Annotated in this window: 13 protein-coding genes; 5 read left to right on the top strand and 8 right to left on the bottom strand. The window is 68.5% G+C overall.

The features are described from left to right. Positions 1 to 46 precede the first annotated feature (46 nt). Complete coding sequence (locus ACODS4_RS20510; protein WP_488866977.1) at positions 47 to 1,078, bottom strand: histone deacetylase family protein; 1,032 nt, start codon at positions 1,076 to 1,078, stop codon at positions 47 to 49. Positions 1,079 to 1,330: 252 nt separating this feature from the next. Here ACODS4_RS20510 and ACODS4_RS20505 point away from each other — a divergent pair, with 252 nt between their 5' ends. From ACODS4_RS20505 to ACODS4_RS20495, 3 genes are all read left to right on the top strand, one after another. Next, the gene (locus tag ACODS4_RS20505) at positions 1,331 to 4,342 is read left to right on the top strand and encodes an SLBB domain-containing protein (protein WP_488866975.1); all 3,012 of its coding nucleotides are present in this window, start codon (positions 1,331 to 1,333) and stop codon (positions 4,340 to 4,342) included. Further along, positions 4,339 to 5,172, top strand: a complete 834-nt coding sequence (locus tag ACODS4_RS20500) for a glycosyltransferase family protein (protein ID WP_488866973.1) — start codon at positions 4,339 to 4,341, stop codon at positions 5,170 to 5,172. The genes ACODS4_RS20505 and ACODS4_RS20500 overlap by 4 nt, the downstream gene beginning before the upstream one ends. A gap of 122 nt (positions 5,173 to 5,294) precedes the next feature. Then, the gene (locus ACODS4_RS20495) at positions 5,295 to 5,762 is read left to right on the top strand and encodes a helix-turn-helix domain-containing protein (protein WP_488866971.1); all 468 of its coding nucleotides are present in this window, start codon (positions 5,295 to 5,297) and stop codon (positions 5,760 to 5,762) included. Here ACODS4_RS20495 and ACODS4_RS20490 read toward each other — a convergent pair. The 4 genes from ACODS4_RS20490 to ACODS4_RS20475 are packed head-to-tail and all read right to left on the bottom strand — an operon-like array spanning position 5,672 to position 10,091. Continuing rightward, positions 5,672 to 6,589, bottom strand: coding sequence for a glycosyltransferase family 2 protein (locus tag ACODS4_RS20490; protein WP_488866969.1), 918 nt, complete (start codon positions 6,587 to 6,589; stop codon positions 5,672 to 5,674). The genes ACODS4_RS20495 and ACODS4_RS20490 overlap by 91 nt on opposite strands. After that, entirely contained in the window at positions 6,586 to 7,536 is a 951-nt protein-coding gene (locus tag ACODS4_RS20485; RefSeq protein ID WP_488866967.1) for a hypothetical protein, read from the bottom strand. The genes ACODS4_RS20490 and ACODS4_RS20485 overlap by 4 nt, the downstream gene beginning before the upstream one ends. Then, the gene (locus ACODS4_RS20480) at positions 7,529 to 8,809 is read right to left on the bottom strand and encodes a glycosyltransferase family 4 protein (protein WP_488866965.1); all 1,281 of its coding nucleotides are present in this window, start codon (positions 8,807 to 8,809) and stop codon (positions 7,529 to 7,531) included. Before ACODS4_RS20480 ends, ACODS4_RS20485 begins: the two co-directional genes overlap by 8 nt. A gap of 46 nt (positions 8,810 to 8,855) precedes the next feature. Continuing rightward, positions 8,856 to 10,091 carry a hypothetical protein gene (locus tag ACODS4_RS20475; RefSeq protein ID WP_488866963.1) on the bottom strand — a complete coding sequence of 412 codons (1,236 nt, stop codon included), beginning with the start codon at positions 10,089 to 10,091 and terminating at the stop codon, positions 8,856 to 8,858. 104 nt (positions 10,092 to 10,195) lie between these two features. Here ACODS4_RS20475 and ACODS4_RS20470 point away from each other — a divergent pair, with 104 nt between their 5' ends. Beyond that, entirely contained in the window at positions 10,196 to 11,344 is a 1,149-nt protein-coding gene (locus tag ACODS4_RS20470; protein ID WP_488866961.1) for a succinylglutamate desuccinylase/aspartoacylase family protein, read from the top strand. Between the two features lie 40 nt (positions 11,345 to 11,384). Here ACODS4_RS20470 and ACODS4_RS20465 read toward each other — a convergent pair whose 3' ends face one another. After that, a complete protein-coding gene (locus ACODS4_RS20465; protein WP_488866959.1) occupies positions 11,385 to 11,861 on the bottom strand; it encodes a hypothetical protein in 477 nt (158 codons plus the stop codon). A 325-nt stretch (positions 11,862 to 12,186) separates the two neighbouring features. Here ACODS4_RS20465 and hutG point away from each other — a divergent pair, with 325 nt between their 5' ends. Further along, positions 12,187 to 13,011 (top strand): N-formylglutamate deformylase, encoded by an 825-nt coding sequence (gene hutG, locus ACODS4_RS20460; RefSeq protein ID WP_488866957.1) that lies wholly within the window; start codon positions 12,187 to 12,189, stop codon positions 13,009 to 13,011. A 96-nt stretch (positions 13,012 to 13,107) separates the two neighbouring features. Here hutG and ACODS4_RS20455 read toward each other — a convergent pair whose 3' ends face one another. Together ACODS4_RS20455 and hflC are read right to left on the bottom strand one after the other, a co-directional pair. Further along, positions 13,108 to 14,553 carry a DegQ family serine endoprotease gene (locus ACODS4_RS20455; protein ID WP_488867079.1) on the bottom strand — a complete coding sequence of 482 codons (1,446 nt, stop codon included), beginning with the start codon at positions 14,551 to 14,553 and terminating at the stop codon, positions 13,108 to 13,110. Between the two features lie 408 nt (positions 14,554 to 14,961). Beyond that, positions 14,962 to 15,825, bottom strand: a complete 864-nt coding sequence (gene hflC / locus ACODS4_RS20450; RefSeq protein WP_488866955.1) for a protease modulator HflC — start codon at positions 15,823 to 15,825, stop codon at positions 14,962 to 14,964. Positions 15,826 to 15,834 lie beyond the last annotated feature (9 nt).

The following is a 15,834-nucleotide window of genomic DNA, read 5'->3' as shown; positions in this document are numbered from 1 at the left end:
GAACGACGCGTGGGGCCGTTCCCATCCCAACGGATCCCGCCAGGCGTCAGGCCCCCTCGAAGCCGGTCAGAACATTGCCGACATTGACGCCCAGATCGGCCACCGCGTAACCGCCCTCCATCACGAACAAGGTCGGCCGCTTGATCCCGGCCAGCGCCGCTCCCATCCGCAAAAAATCCTCCGACAGCAGCCGGAAGCGCGAGATCGGATCGCCGCCATAGGTGTCCGCGCCCAACGACACCACCAGCGCGTCTGGGGCGAAATCTTCGATGCGTCGGGCCGCGACGGCCAACGCCTGCGCGTAGGCCGCCCAATCGGTTCCCCACGGCAAGGGCAGATTGAGCGTCGCTCCGGCCCCGGCGCCCGCGCCGGTTTCGTCGGCGTGGCCGCTGAAATAGGGGAACTCGTCGATGGGATCGGCGTGCAGCGACACGAACAGCACGTCGCCGCGCTCCCAGAAAATCTCCTGGGTGCCGTTGCCATGGTGGTAATCGACGTCCAGCACGGCGACGCGCGCCGCCCCGTTGTCCCGCAAAGACTGGGCGGCGATGGCCGCGTTGTTCAAGAAGCAGTAGCCGCCGTAAAAAGCCCGCCCGGCGTGATGCCCCGGCGGGCGACACAGCGCGAAAACGCTGCGCTCGCCCGCCCGCAGCCGGTCGGCCCCGGTCAAGGCGCCGTTGGCCGCCGCCGTCGCCGCCCGCCAGGTTCCGGCGGTGATCGGCGTCCCGGCGTCGAAGGAGTAATAGCCCAGCCGCCCGTCGATGGAGCGCGGAACGACGCGCCGATGCATCCCCGGCGCCACCCAGTTCAGCGGCAAGGCGTCCCAATCGCCATGCTCGACCAGCCATTCGTCCCAGGCGCTTTGCAGGAAGCTGAGATAGCCCGCGTCGTGAACCCGCGCCAAAGGCTCCAGCCCATGCGGATCCGGCCCCACCATCGGCCCAACGCCGATGGCCGCCAAACGGTCGCGGATGATGTCCGCCCGCTCCGGCTTTTCATAGCAGGGGACCAGTTGCCCGTCGTTCAGCTCCGACCGGCCGGACTGAAGCCGGTGTTCCTCGCTGTGGATGATAATCACGCCGCGCTCTTCTTCTGCAAAAAGGGAATGCCGGGTGGATGATACGCCCGAGTCCGCCCCGGCGATCCATCGGCTTTTGCAGAGCGCCCCCCGATGGAGCCGCCCTTTCGCCCGTTGCCTTTTCACCAATTGCACGCAATAGTGTGCGCTCGTTCTCATTTGGCATCGTGCTGAATGGTGACTGTGGTTTTTTGACATCCAATGTTTGCTGCTGCGCGCAGAATATTCGCCCGTTCAGTGCTGGCGGCACTGATGCTGTGGGCGCACGCCGTGTTGGCTGCCGAGCCACCGCGTCCCCCGTCCTTTGCCTTGCCGCCAGATCCTTCCCCTCTAGAAACCGCCTTTTCCATCCGCGCCGGGGAAGCGCTGCGGCAGTTCGGCTATGATCTGTTCGCCCAAACCACCGACAGCCACGCGCCCATCGGCGCGGTCCAGGGCGATTATGTGCTGAACACCGGCGACGAGCTACTGGTGACGCTGCGCGGGCAGAAATCCTTCAGCAAACGGTTTCCCATCGACAGCGACGGCCTGCTTCTGGTCGATGAGTTGCGACCCGTCACCGCCGCCGGGCTGACCTTGGCGGCGTTGCGGGCGGAGTTGACCGCCGCCGTCTCCGCCGCCCTGCCCAACACCGACACCTTCGTGTCTCTGGCCGACGTGCGGCGCATCGGCGTGCTGGTGACGGGCGCGGTCAACCGTCCGGGTCGGCAAGAGGTCAGCGCCTTCGCCAGCGTGCTCGACGCGCTGTCTTCGGCGGGCGGCGTCGCCCGCACCGGCTCGCTGCGCCGCATCCGCCTGATTCGCGCCGGAGAGGCCGGGGGTGGACGGACGGTCGATCTCTACGGCCTGCACCTGAACGCCAGCGGCGACCCGAACGGCGCGGAACAGCGACTGCGCGACGGCGACCGGCTGTTCGTGCCGCCGCTGGGGCCGGTCGTCGCCGTCGCCGGGCCGGTCAAGCGCCCTGGAATCTACGAATTGGCCAGCGACCAACCGCGTCTGTCCGCCGCCGATTTGCGGGAGTTGGCCGGAGGGCTGCTGCGCCCCGGCGCGCACCGCGCCATCCGTTTCGGCATCGGCCCGGCGGGCGAGGAAATGACGGAGGAGGTCGCCAACGCCGACGCCCGGCTGTTCGGCGACGGCGATCTGCTGACCCTGGCCCCCCAACGCGAGGATCGGCGCAACGAGGTGCGGTTGGAGGGGCACGTCCATCGCCCCGGCCCGCGCGGCTTGACCCGCGCGCGCACCCTGTCGACGCTGGTCAGCAAGGCCGATCTGCGCCCGGATCCCTATCTGCCCTTCGCCGTGTTGGCGACCACCGATCCGGCCACCGCCGCGCGGGTGCTGCGCCCGGTCGATCTGGCCGCCGCGCTGAAGGGACGGGACAACCGCCGCCTGAACGAAGGCGACGCCCTCTATGTGCTGAGCGCCGACGACGTCGATTTCCTGACGTCCGAGCCGGTTCTGGCCCTGCTGCGCGGCGACCGCGCGCCGCCGCCCGACGCCTGCCAAGGGTTGGTGGTTCTGGCCCGCGCGCTGACGGCGGCCCCGGATGGGCCGCTCGCCACCGGCCAACAGGCCCGCGCCGCCGCCGCGCTGACCGGCGCGCGCAAACCCTGCCCGCCGCTGTTCGACGCCGTGCCCGATCTGCTGACCTTCGCCCTGGAACGTTCCGTCCTGCTGCTGGGCGGGGCGCCGCGCCCCGGCTTTTACCCAACCGCCGAACCCGGCAACCGCGACGCCATCGCCGGCTTGGCCCGCGCGGCGGGCGGCGACCCCCAGACCATGGCGTGGGAGGAGACCGCTTCCACCGACGACGCCCCCGGTCAACCAAACGGAGGAGCCATCCTCGACGCGGCGCGCCCGCATTATGAGTTGGTCGGCCATGTCCGCCGCCCCGGCAGCCGCCCGCTGACCGCCGCCACCAGCCTGCGCGGCGCGCTGGGCGATGGGGAGGGCGTGAAGCGCGACGTCTACCCGTTGCTGGGCGTGATTGAACGGTTTGATTGGCGGAGCCTGAACCGCAGCTTGATTCCCTTTTCCCCGCAGGAGGTCGCCGCCGGGCGCGCCAACCGCGTTCTGGCCAACGGGGACCGCGTGCATCTGTTCGCCGCCGCCCGCCTGCGCCCGACCGCTCCCGCCGATACGCCGCCAACCGGCGCGACGCCATCCCGTTCCCCCCGCAAATCCAGCAAGGGCGCGGCGGCTCCTCCGACCGACTCGGCGCCGGAGAGCGACGGCAGCGATGAGTTCTTTGATCCGGCCATCGCCGCGCTGATCGCCGAGCGGACGGTCCAACTGCGCGGCGCGGTGCGTCAGCCCGGCGGTTATCCGGTGGCCGACGCCACCCCGCTGTCGGCGTTGATCGCCGTCGCCGGTGGGCTGGCGAGCGACGCCGACCCGCAAGCCGTGGAATTGACCAGCGCCGCCGGGGCGCGGGCCAACATCGACCTTGCCCGCGCCGCCGACGCCGCCCGCCGGGTTGGTCCGGGCGACGCCGTGCGCGTCAACCCGCGCGCCCAGGCCCTGGAAGCCCGCGCCGTCACCATCCTCGGCGCGGTGCGACGCCCCGGCAGTTACGACGTCGGACGCGGAGAGACCTTGTCCTCGTTGATCGCGCGGGCGGGCGGGTTGACCGACGACGCCTATCCGGCGGGGGCGGTCTTCACCCGCGAAAGCGAACGGCGGCGCGAGAAGGAGCAATTCGCCCAGCAAGCGCGCGAGTTGGAGCGCGGCCTGACCCTGGAGATCGAAAAAGGCGAGCCGGTGAAGGCGGAAAACGTCGCCTTGGCCCGTCAATTGGCCGCCCAACTGCGCGGAGCCGAACCCTTGGGCCGCGTCGTCGTCGAGGCTGACCCCGCCATCCTCCGCGCCCGTCCCGAACTTGATCCTCTGCTGGAGCCGGACGACCGCGTCACCATCCCCAAGCGTCCGCTGTCGGTGGCGGTGACGGGCGAGGTGATGCACCCGACCGCCGCGCAATTCGTCAGCGGCAAAAGCGCCGACCGCTACGTCAGCGAAGCCGGTGGACCGACCCGCAACGCCGACACGGACCGCAGCTTCGTCATTCTGCCCGACGGTCGGGCGCAGCCGCTGGCGCAAGCCTCGTGGGATCATCGGGTTGACGCGATTCCGCCGGGCGCCATCCTGGTGGTGCCGCGCGATCCCAAACCCTTCGACGCGCTGGATTTCACCAAATCCATCGGCAGTCTCCTCAGTCAACTGGCGATCACCGCCGCCTCCGTGTCGGTGATCGCCCGATGACCGGCGCCCCCGTCTTTCCCGCCGCGAAGGGGCCGTTGGCCATCCTGACCGTGACGCGCGACAATCACGCCGGATTGCTGGCGACCCACGCCAGTCTGCGCGGGCAGAGCGCGGATGATTTTGTCTGGTTGGTCGCCGACGGCGGTTCGACCGACGGCACGGCAAACTGGCTGGCCGCGCAATCCGGCGCGCCGTCCAATACGCTGGCCTGGTGGCGATCCGCCCCCGATGGCGGCCCATACGGCGGCATGAATCACGCGCTTGACGCGGCGATCGCCTTGGGCTGCGCGCACGCCCTGTTTCTCAACGCCGGGGACCAATTGGCCGAAGCCGACAGCTTGGCCCGTCTTCTCGGCGCCATCCGGCAGGCTCCGGACGCCGCCCTGCTCTATGGCGACGCGATGGAGCGCATGGAGGATGGCCGCATTCTTCTTAAGAGGGCGCGATCCCACAGGTGGGCGACCTTCGGCATGTTCACCCATCATCAGGCGATGGTCTATCGAATCGGCGCGACGCGGGATCTTCGATTCGACCCATCTTATGAAATCGCCGCCGATTACGCCTTCACGTTGGCAACCATGACGCGTGGAAACATTGCTCGTCTGCCCTTCCCGGTCTGTCTGTTTGCCGTCGGTGGATTGTCTCAACAGAAAATAATGCAGGGCCGCCGCGAGCAAGCCCGCGTTCGCCGCGCGCTTTTGGGCCATGGTCTGGTCCGTGAATCACTGCTTTCGGCCTCCCAATGGGCCGCATCGGCCTTGCGACGCCACGTTCCAGCGGTTTATGAGTTCTATCGTTTCCACAAAACGGAAAGATCCTTTCTTTCCTGAGTCGAAAAGCTCCCCTCAATCATCAAACGGTTGATGCGCACAAATGGTTGCATAGAATTTACTTTCTGAACTAAGCATTCTCGCGGCGCCTTCCCTGTGGCTTCCCTCCTGAGGTACGACTTATGAGCGCGACTAAATCCAAACTCGCCCCCGCCCACACCCTGTCGCGCCGAGGCGAAGGTCCCAACCCCATCGACATTCACGTCGGCGCCCGCCTGCGTTTGCGCAGGACCCTGTTGGGGTTGAGCCAGGAGAAGCTGGGCGAAGCGGTCGGCATCACCTTTCAGCAACTGCAAAAATACGAACGCGGGTCGAACCGCATCAGCGCCAGCCGCCTGTACAACCTCTCCCAGGTTCTCGGCGTGCCGGTCAGCTATTTCTTTGACGACATGCCGTCCCCCGACAGCGCCGCGACCGAATCGTTGACCGCCCTGCCGTCGGAAACCGACGAGTTTGAATCGATGGCCCGCCGTGAAACGCTGGAGCTGGTCCGCGCCTATTACCGCATCGAGGATCCCGGCGTCCGCAAGCGGACCTTTGACCTGCTGAAGGCGCTGGGCGGCGACAAGCTGGCGCTTTCCGAGGAGTGAGCCGCCGCAGCCTGGGCAGCCCTCATCTTGACGCCGACCTGCCAATAGTAAAAGGCCCGTGACAGCGCGTGATCGAGACCAGCGCGCCCGTCCAGAACGCCAAGCCGCGCGACATAAGCGTGCAGAAAGGCAAGAACAGGCCGTCCTGGCGCCCGCTGGAACAACCGTTTGAGCGTGCGCCGCCGTCCACGCTCGCCCTCGATCAGGCGCTCCATGCGCCCGTCGGCGCGCAGCGCGGCTTCCCAGTCGGAATAACGGTTGTGACGGTCAAACCACGCCGACAAGGGTTTGTCGTCGGCGTGATCCAGCGGATGACGCAAGCGTCCCAACGGCCCGGCGATGGTCGGCTGATAATGCCCCTCAACCTCCCACATGGCCGAAACGTCCAGATCGGGAATGTCGGGGAAGGCGGCGCGGCGGCGGTCGAGCAGGGCCAGCTTGCGGTTCCAGCAGCCAAAGCGCAGCGGGCGCCCGTGCATCACCGGACGCCCGTTAACCCAATAGGCGGCGTGCGCCGGGCCAGCGGCGAACAGACTGGCGATTTCATCCACCAGGGCGGCGGTGGGCCGTTCGTCGGCGTCGATGAACAGCGCCCAATCCTGGGTGAAGGGCAGATGGTCCAGGCACCATTGCTTCTTTTTCGGGTAACGCCCGTTCCAGACAAAGGGCACGACCCGCGCGCCCAGAGTCTGGGCCAGCTCCGGGGTGCCGTCGGCGCTGCCGCTGTCCACCACGAAACATTCGGCAAAGCGGTCCAAACCGGCCAGACAGCGCGGCAGATTGACCGCCTCGTTCTTTGTCATGACGATGACCGACACCGGAATCACGCCCCGCCCTCCCGCCATGCCGCGCGCACCGACAGGGCGAAGGCCCCGGCCAGCAGCCCGACCAACCCGGCCAACGGCGTGACGAGCGCCGGGTTTGGCCAATCGGGCAAGGCCGAGGCGGTCGGTGCCTGGATCACGTCGGCTGCGAAGGGCAAATCGACCTCGATCATCATCGCCACCCGCTCTTGATCGGACAGCAGGTCGCTCAAAGCCCGGCGGTGCTCCGTCACCGTGACGCTGGCCAGACGCGCCTTGATGTGGGCGATCTGGGCGACGCTGCGCCGCGACGCCTCGGCCCGCAGATGCGCGTCGGTGGCCGCCGCGATCCGCCCCAACAGATCCAGAGCCGTCGCCCGGTCGCGGTGGCGCAGGCTGATCCGGCGCATCGGCCCGCTGCGCACCATGTCGATGACCAGCCGTTCGCGCAGCGTGCGCGCCACCCGTTCAGCGTCCGGCTCCACCCAATCCCGCCGACCGACCAGCGCCAGCAGCCACCGCTTGATCGTCGGCGTCACCCCCGGCGGCGGACGCCAGCCGCCAGCCTCGGCGTCCCAGCGCCCGGCGAACAGAGCGCGCAGAACGACCGGATCAGCGGCCAGCCGGTCGGCCACCGCGCCGCCGCCGAACAGTTCCAGATAACGGGCGTAATCCGACAGCGATTCGTCCCCGGCCCCCGGCTCCGCCGCGCCCAAAGGCGTTTCGCGCCCGGCCATCACCGGCACGCGCGCGCCCATCGCCGCCGACCCGACCCGCGCCGTCGGCCCGACGATCATGACCGCCGTGTGTTCGGGCGGCACCAGCCACAAGACCGCCACCGCCAGCGCGACCGCCGCCAACGCCGCCCCCAGCAGCGCCCGCCACCCCGCCAGCGCCGTCTCCGCCAAGCCCCGGAAACCGGAGCGGTCCCGCGCCGCCGACGGGCGCGTCACCATCGCCCCATCAGGCATCGGACGCCACCCGCCGCCGCGACGACCGACCAACCGACGCAAGCGACGGCCAGCGCGTCAGCGCCCCGTTTCCGAAGGATCGGCGCGCCGCCAACTCCCGCGCCACCGCGTCAATCCGTGTGGCCGCGTCGTCGGCGCTCCAGCCCGCGACCGAGCGCAGGGCCGCAGCCCCTTCCCGCGCGCAGCGCTCCGGATCGGCGGCGTAACCGCGAATCCGCTCCGCAAGTCCCTGCCCGTCCTGCGGATCCAACACCGCTCCGCAACCCCAATCCCGGATGTGATGGGCGGCCTCGCTGCCCTCCGGTCCCAGAAACAAGCCGGGCCGCCCCGCCGCCAGCCCGCCGAGCAGCTTGGACGGCGCCATCAGCCCAACCGCCGCGTTGTTCATCACCGTCAGATGCAGATCGGCGGCGGACAGGCTTTCGGCCAGCCGCTCCGCCGGTTGCCAGGGCGCCAGCCGGACGTTGGTCAGGCCACGCCGCCGAATCGCCTCGGCCACGGCGCCGCGCCCCCGCCCCTCGCCAATCACCAGGAACAGAATGGCTGGATCGCTGGCCTGCAACCGCGCCGCCGCGTCCAACACCCCATCCATCGGGTGGGCCAACCCCAGCGTGCCGGAATAGGCGACGACGAAGCGCCCCTCCACCCCCTGTTCGGCGCGCCAGCCATTGGCCGCGCGGGGGACCGGGCGGATGAGCGGATCGGGCCAGTTGGGGCAGAGAATGACGCGGTTCTCGGGAATTCCGGAGTCAATCAAACGGCGGGCCATGCACCGGCCAATCGCCAGCACCGCGTCGTGCCGCCCCAGCGCCCGCGCCATCGACCGATCCAGCGCCTGAAACAACGGCGGCGGCAGCCGCGCCCCAAGCACCGGCAGCAGGGCCGGAAACACATCTTGGCTCCAATGGATCGCCGCCGCGCCATGCCGCGCGGCCAGCAACGGCCCCACCCGGCCCAACAGCGGCGGGTCGGTCATCGTCACCACCACGTCATGGCGTGGCAACCGCAAGGCCCGCCATGTCAGACGGAGCAACGAATCGAGATAGCCCCGCGCGTCGGGCCGGTCGCCCGACGGGATCGCCCGCCCGGTGCGCCACAGGGCGACGCCGGACCGCCGCGCCTCATCCTCCCCGCCAGCCCCATCGGCCACCACGCTGACTTGCCAGCCGCGCGCCGCCAACCGCGCCGTCAGATCCGCCAGACAGCGTCCGGTCGCGCCGCGATCCGGCGGAAACACCCTGTTGACGAAAAGGATTGACGGAGAACCTTCCAAGACGACGCACCATCGCGAGAATTGCACGCATAAGCATGCACAACCCTCAAGGGTCCGACAACCCTTTCCTTTTCTCGTCGGACAACAAAGCCAACGTCAGCAACAACCCGGTGTCGAGGTATTTGAAGCTGGTGTGGACTCCCAGCGCCATCAACAGCGGCGGCAACAGCGCCCATCCCAGCGGCGGATCCACGCGCAACAACCGCAACAACGCGGGCGCCAGACCGCCGAGATAGGCCGCCAACGCCAGCGCCCCCAAAAGGCCGCCCTTGACCAGCGCGTAGGTCGCCAACGTGTGGGTGTAAGACACCCGCCAGCCGCCGACCGCCGGATTTTCCAGCCGCGCCCCCCAACCATCGCCGAACAGCAGCGACCAGGGCGATTGCGCCATATGCCGAAACACCGCCGCCGCCTCGTCCCAACGGGCGTTGACGCCGGTCAGGCGGGTCTTTTCCGCCGCCTGCCCCCAGGCCCCGAACAGCGACTCGCCCGCCAGCCCACCGGCCAGCGTCAGCCCAGCCAAAATCAGCAGGATCAACCACGGCGCCCGCCGCGCCCACCACGCCGCCACCGCCACGCCCGACAGCAGCGCCAACCCCAACGCGCTGCGATGCACCGCCCCCGCCAACGCCGCCAGACAAAAGCCCCCGGCCAGCGCGCACGCCAGGGCCAAAACCCACCGCCCCATCCCGCCGCGCGCCGCCAACCCCAACGCCAACGCCGGCAGGGCGACCGCCGCGAACAGCACCGACGGCGCGTTGAGAAAATAGGCCCCGCCGTCAGTCATCGCCCGCAAGCCAACCGCGCCGAATCCCCACTGAACCTCTTTCCACCAGCGCAGGGTGAACAGCAGCCCGGCCAGAATCAGCCCGCCGCCCAACAGGCGCTCCGCCCACGCCCCGCCGCGCCGCAGGGCTGGAACCAGCAAAACGGGCAGGAACAGATAAAGCAGCGGCGCCACGTCGCGCAGAATGTCGGCGCTCTCCCAACCCAAAGCCGCCCCGCGCAGCAGCGGCGCCCACAACAGCCAAGCCAGCGCCGGAATCGCCAGCGCCTCCCAGGCTGGAAGGTCGGTCCGACGCAGGGCGTGGCCCGTCACCGCGAACAGCGGCGCGCGCCAGCCGACGGCCAACAACAACAGGCCGCCGATGGCCGCCTCGGTCAGTCGAACGACGGGCGGCGCGGGCGCACTGAACGCGCCATACAACGCCAGCGCCATGACCAGCGCCGCCGCCGCCACCCCCGCCCGCAAGCCCGCCTCACCGTCCGCAACAACGCTCACCGCATCTCCCCATGCACGCTTTGAGGTTCCCGAAAACGCCGGTTGTGGCACACTCCCCCGGTCTCCGCGCCGCCGCGCGCCATCCATGACGAGGATACAGCATCGTGAGCCTTCCCCCTTCGCACCACCGCGTCGAGGAGGCGCCTCTGCTCACCGACCGACTCGGCACGCGCCGGTCGCTGACGGTCCACCGCTTCGGCACGCCCGGCGCGCGCCCGAAGGTCTACATCCAGGCGGCGTTGCACGCCGATGAAACGCCCGGCCTGCTGGTCGCCCATCACCTGATTCGCCGCCTGCGCGGCGCCGCCGTGTTGGGCGAGATCATCGTCGTGCCCATGTGCAACCCGACCGGCATCGGCCAAATCGTCGAAGGCGTTCATGTCGGGCGTTACGCCCTGGACGGATCGGGGAACTTCAACCGCATCTTTCCCGATCTGATCGAGGGCGCCGCCGAACGGCTGGTCGGCAAGATCGGCCCCGACCCGCAGGCCAACGTCCAGACGGTGCGCGCGGCTCTGCGCGCCGCCTTTGACGCGCTGCCGCCGCCCGACAGCGAGGTCGCCGCCCTGCGCCACACGCTGATGGGCATGGCGTTCGACGCCGACATGGTTCTGGATCTGCATTGCGATCAAGAATCGGTCCCCCATCTTTACGCGGGCGACGCCCTGTGGCCGGAACTGGCTGATTTGACCGCCCTGCTGGGGGCCAAAGCGGTGCTGCTGTCCCCCGACGCGGGCGGCAAGCCGTTCGACGAGGCCTGTTCGGTGCCCTGGTGGACGTTGGCCGAGCGTTTCGCCGCCGACGGGCCGATCCCGGCGGCCTGCGTCGCCACCACCATCGAGTTGCGCGGCAAGGCCGACGTCACCGACGCCCAGGCCGACGCCGACGCCCAGGCGATCATCGGCGCGCTGATCCGCCGGGGCATCGTCGCCGGAACCCCGCCCGACCTGCCGCCGCTGCTGTGCGCCGCCACGCCGCTGACCGGCTTGGCCCGCGTGGTGTCGCCCGTGTCGGGCGTCATCGCCTTTCACCGCGCCGTCGGCGACCAGGTGGCGGCGGGCGATTTGATCGCCGACATCGTCGATCCCACCGCCGCCGATCCCGATCAGGCCCGCACGCCGTTGCGCGCGCCGGGCGGCGGCATCGTCATGGCGCGCAACAACCTGCGTTTCGTCAGCCGGGGCGAGTTGGTGGCCTCCATCGCCGGACCAGAGCCGTTGGAATCCAACCGTCACGCCCTGTTGTTCGATTGATCCCGCCGTCACAGCCAAGTCGAGAGGCGACGAAGCGGGGTCAGGCCCAGCGCGCTTCGGCCCGCTCCAGCCGATAAAACAGCCCCTCATGCGGGCGCAGGCGCAGGGTGCCGGTCAACAGGATCGGCTCCTGCGTTTCGTTCAGCGGGCCTTGCGTGTGGACGTGCAGCATGCTGGCCGGGCTGGGGTTTTGGCAGGCTGGGCAACTCACCGGGTTGGCCGACAGGATGAAGCGGTTGTGCGCCGCCCCATCGGTCAGCGGCACCATGAACCCCCGCACGGCGATCGGTTGGCCGTTCAGCGCGGCCACGCGCGCGGGAAATTGCGGATCCCCGGTCGGTCCCCCCAATCGGACTTGGACGAGATCGCGCCACAGCGCCGTCGAGTCATCCAGCGGCAAATGAAACGGCCCGCTGGCGTGCGACGGCGCGTCCACCGCCCCCGTCGCCCAGACCGCCCAACCGGCGACCGGAGCCAAGGCAAGCGGCAACAAAGCCTGACGGCGTGTCATCATCATGATCGCGTCTCTCCCGGTTGCGTCTGACGCCCCGGCGCGGTCCAAACACACAAGGACCGATGGGGCGGCGCGGCCCGTTCGGCGAGCCGTCGCTGCTTGAGGCCAGAGTGTCCGGGAAGCCGCCGATCTGGTCAACGCGCAAAAAAGCTCCGCAAAGCGCCGCCGTATGGCCGAACCCGGCGTCGGCGCATTTCACAGCGCGACGGCTGGATTTTGCGGAACCGCAATATGTTTGACGCACGATGATCCAACGGACCATAGTCGGCTCAATGTTGCGCTGCACCGGACACGGTTGCGCGCCACCCTTCCGGTCATGAGACGAGCCATGGAATCCTTTCGCTTCCAGCCGGGTGAAACCCCGGTGTTGCTGAGCATTCCGCATGTCGGGACGATGATCCCCCCGGACATTGCGGCCACTCTGACGGAGGAGGGGCTGGCGCAACCCGACGTCGACCGTCATCTGGACCGCCTGTATCACTTCGCCCCGGCGTTGGGCATCGGTTTCATGACGCCGCTCTGTTCGCGCTATGTGGTGGACGTGAACCGCGACCCGACCGGCAAGCCGCTGTATCCCGGCGCCAGCAACACCGAAATCTGCCCGCTGACCACCTTCGAGAACGCCCCCGTCTACAAGCCCGGCCAGGAGCCGGACGCCGCCGAGATCGAACGGCGAATCGGCGCTTACTGGCGCCCTTACCACGAACAGCTCCAAGCCGAATTGCGCAGCCTGAAGGAACGCTTCGGCGTCGCCGTGCTGTTCGACGCCCATTCGGTGCGCCGCCAAGTGCCGCGATTCTTCGACGGCGCCCTGCCCGACTTCAGCCTGGGCACCGCCGACGGCCAGACCGCCGCCCCGCCGCTGGTCGGCCGCCTGATGAATGTGCTGAGCGCGTCGGAGCGCTACTCCGCCACGCTGAACGGTCGTTTCAAGGGCGGTTACATCACCCGGACCTACGGCGCCCCCGCCGAAAACATCCACGCCATCCAGTTGGAGCTGACCCAAGCCACCTACATGGACGAGGATCCGCCCTACCGCTTCCGCCCCGACCTGACCGCGCAGGTCCGTCCGTCGCTGGAACGGCTGATGAGCGTGATCGTCGAATGGGCGTGGGAAAAGGCGTCGGGTCGGCGCCGCGCCGGGTATCTGTAAGGAAAAGCTTACAGCTCTCTCTTGCGTCCTCGCAGACACGAAAAAGGGCGCTGGCGGTTTCCCGTCAGCGCCCTTTCTTACGACCTCCAGCCAAGCTCAGCTCAGCGGAAGCGCCACAAAACGCAGGTCGCCCTTGCGGTCCACCAGCAGCAGGATGGATTTTTTGTTCTGCCCCTTGGCCTTCTGGACCTTGGCGGTCACGTCCTCGGGTTTGCCGACCTCTTCCTGACCGACTTCGATGATGACGTCGCCCGCCTTCAGGCCCTTTTCCGCCGCCGCCGAATTGGCCTGCACGTCGGTGACGACCACGCCCTTCAGGTCGGGCTTGATCTCGTACTGCTGGCGCAGGTCCGGCGTGATCGCGGTGAATTTCAGACCCAGCGATTCGATTGGCTTCTGGGCCGGAGCCTTGTCCTTGCCGCCCTTGTCTTCCGGTCCAGCGGCGAGCAAGCCTTGCTCTTCCGCCGCTTCCAGCTCGCCGACCTTCACCTGAAGCGTCTGGGATTTGCCCTTGCGCCAGATTTCGACCGGAACCGCCTTGTCGATGGCGGTTTCGGCGACGACGCGCGGCAGGCGGCGCATCTCGCCGATCTCCTTGCCGTCAAACTTGGTGACGATGTCGCCCGCTTGGATGCCCGCCTTGGCCGCCGGGCCGTCCGGCGTCAGCGAGGCGACCAGCGCGCCCTTGTGCGCGGGCAGCCCCAGGCTTTCGGCGATTTCCGGCGTCACCGCCTGGATGCGCACGCCCAGCCAGCCGCGCTTGGTCTTGCCATATTCCTTGAGCTGAGCGACGACCTGCTTGGCGAGGTTGGCCGGGATGGCGAAGCCGATGCCGACCGAACCGCCCGACGGCGAAAAGATCGCCGTGTTGATGCCGATGACCTCGCCGTTCAGGTTGAACATCGGGCCGCCGGAGTTGCCCCGGTTGATCGACGCGTCGGTTTGCAGAAAGTCGTCATACGGACCGGCGTCGATGTTGCGCTGCCGGGCGGAGATGATGCCCGCCGTCACCGACCCGCCCAGACCGAACGGGTTGCCGATGGCCAGCACCCAATCGCCCACGCGCATGACGTCGCTGTCGCCAAAGGGAACCGCCACCAACGGGTGGCTGGTCTTGATCTTCAGCAGGGCGACGTCGGTCTTGCTGTCCTTGCCGACCAGCTCCGCCTTGATGTTGGTGTCGTCCTGAAGGATGACGGTGATCTCGTCGGCGTCCTGCACGACGTGGTTGTTCGTCACCACATAGCCGTTCTTGGCGTCGATGATGAAGCCCGAACCAAGCGAGGTCGCCTTGCGCTGCGGCTGGTCCTGCTGCTGCTGACGGTCGAAGAAGTCGCGGAAGAAATCCTCGAACGGCGAGCCGGGCGGGAATTGCGGCACTTCCGGGCGCTGCCCCGGCGCGCGCTGAGGCGCGGCCTGGCTGGTCGAGATGTTGACGACCGCCGGAAGCAGCTTTTCCGCCAGATCGGCGAAGCTGCCGTTGGACGCGCGCGACGGCCCCGTCGTGGTCTGCGCCGCGCTTGGGGACGGGCTGCCGACCATGCTGGTCAGCGCCAACAGGAGAGCCGCGATCACGGGATAGACGCCCGCCCTCCGGCCCCGGCTGCGGCCTGACATGCGGTGCGCGCCTTTGGGGGCCGCCGCAACCGCCATGGCGGGTTCGGTGTTGGGTGTGCGAATCAACTTTGCTCTCCCTGCCAGACGTCCGGCCAATGCTTTACAGGTGGATGGCCGCCCCACAGTTGGGCCAGCAGTATGGCCGCAACAAGGCGGGATGGTCCAGAGAACTCACGGACGCCGATCCTCCTCCCCATCCAAGGCCCCTCAACCGATCCCCCTCCCCATCCCTCCCCCGCTTGTCAGCGGGAGAGGGGGGAGGCGTCTTGTCGGCGTTCAGCGGCAGTCCCCTCTCCCGCTGCCAAGCGGGGGAGGGTTAGGGAGGGGGAATGGTTACGGCGTCGGCTTGCCGAAATAACGGAAGAATTCGCTGTTGGGCGACAGCACCATGGTGGTGTCGTCCTTGTTCAGCGCCTTCCGGTAGGCTTCCAGCGAACGATAGAACCCATAGAATTCGGGATCCTTTGAGGTGACTTCCGCGATCAGCTTCAAGGCGGTGTTGTCGCCTTCGCCGCGCAGGATCTGCGCGTCGCGCTGCGCCTCGGCGACCATGACCGTGCGTTCGCGCTCAGCCCGCGCGCGAATCTGCTGCGCCTGCTCCTGGCCCTGGGCGCGGGCTTCCGACGCCTCGCGCTCGCGCTCCGACCGCATGCGGGCGAAGATCGACTGGCTGGTTTCCTGCGGCAGGTCGGCGCGGCGAATGCGGACGTCGACGATTTCGATGCCGAACCGCTGCGCCTCCGCGTTCACCTGATTTTTGATGTCGGTCATGATCTTCGTCCGCTCTTCGGACAGCACGGCCAGAACCGTGACGTTGCCCAACACGCGGCGCAGCGCCGAATTGACCGTGGCGTTCATGCGGGTTTCCGCCACCGCCTCCGTCCCCGCCGTCTGGTAGAAGCGCAGCGGGTCATGGATGCGGTAACGGGCGAAGGCGTCAACGTCCAGGCGCTTCTGGTCGGCCAGAATCACCTGCTCCACCGGCGGATCGAGATCCAACACGCGGCGGTCGAGGATGCGCACCTCCTGAATGAAGGGCACCTTGAATTTCAGGCCGGGTTCGCGGACGACGCGGCGCGGTTCGCCGAACTGGAGAACCAGCGCCTGTTGCGCCTCGTTGACGGTGAAGACCGAGGCGGATCCGACGACGCCCAAAACGGCGACGCCAAAACCGATGGCGGCGAGAGTGCGGCTCATGATGCGTTC

This window comes from Azospirillum sp. FG154, from assembly GCF_057809575.1.
Note: the sequence above shows the minus strand (reverse complement) of the source record. Positions and strands in the feature narration are given on the sequence as shown.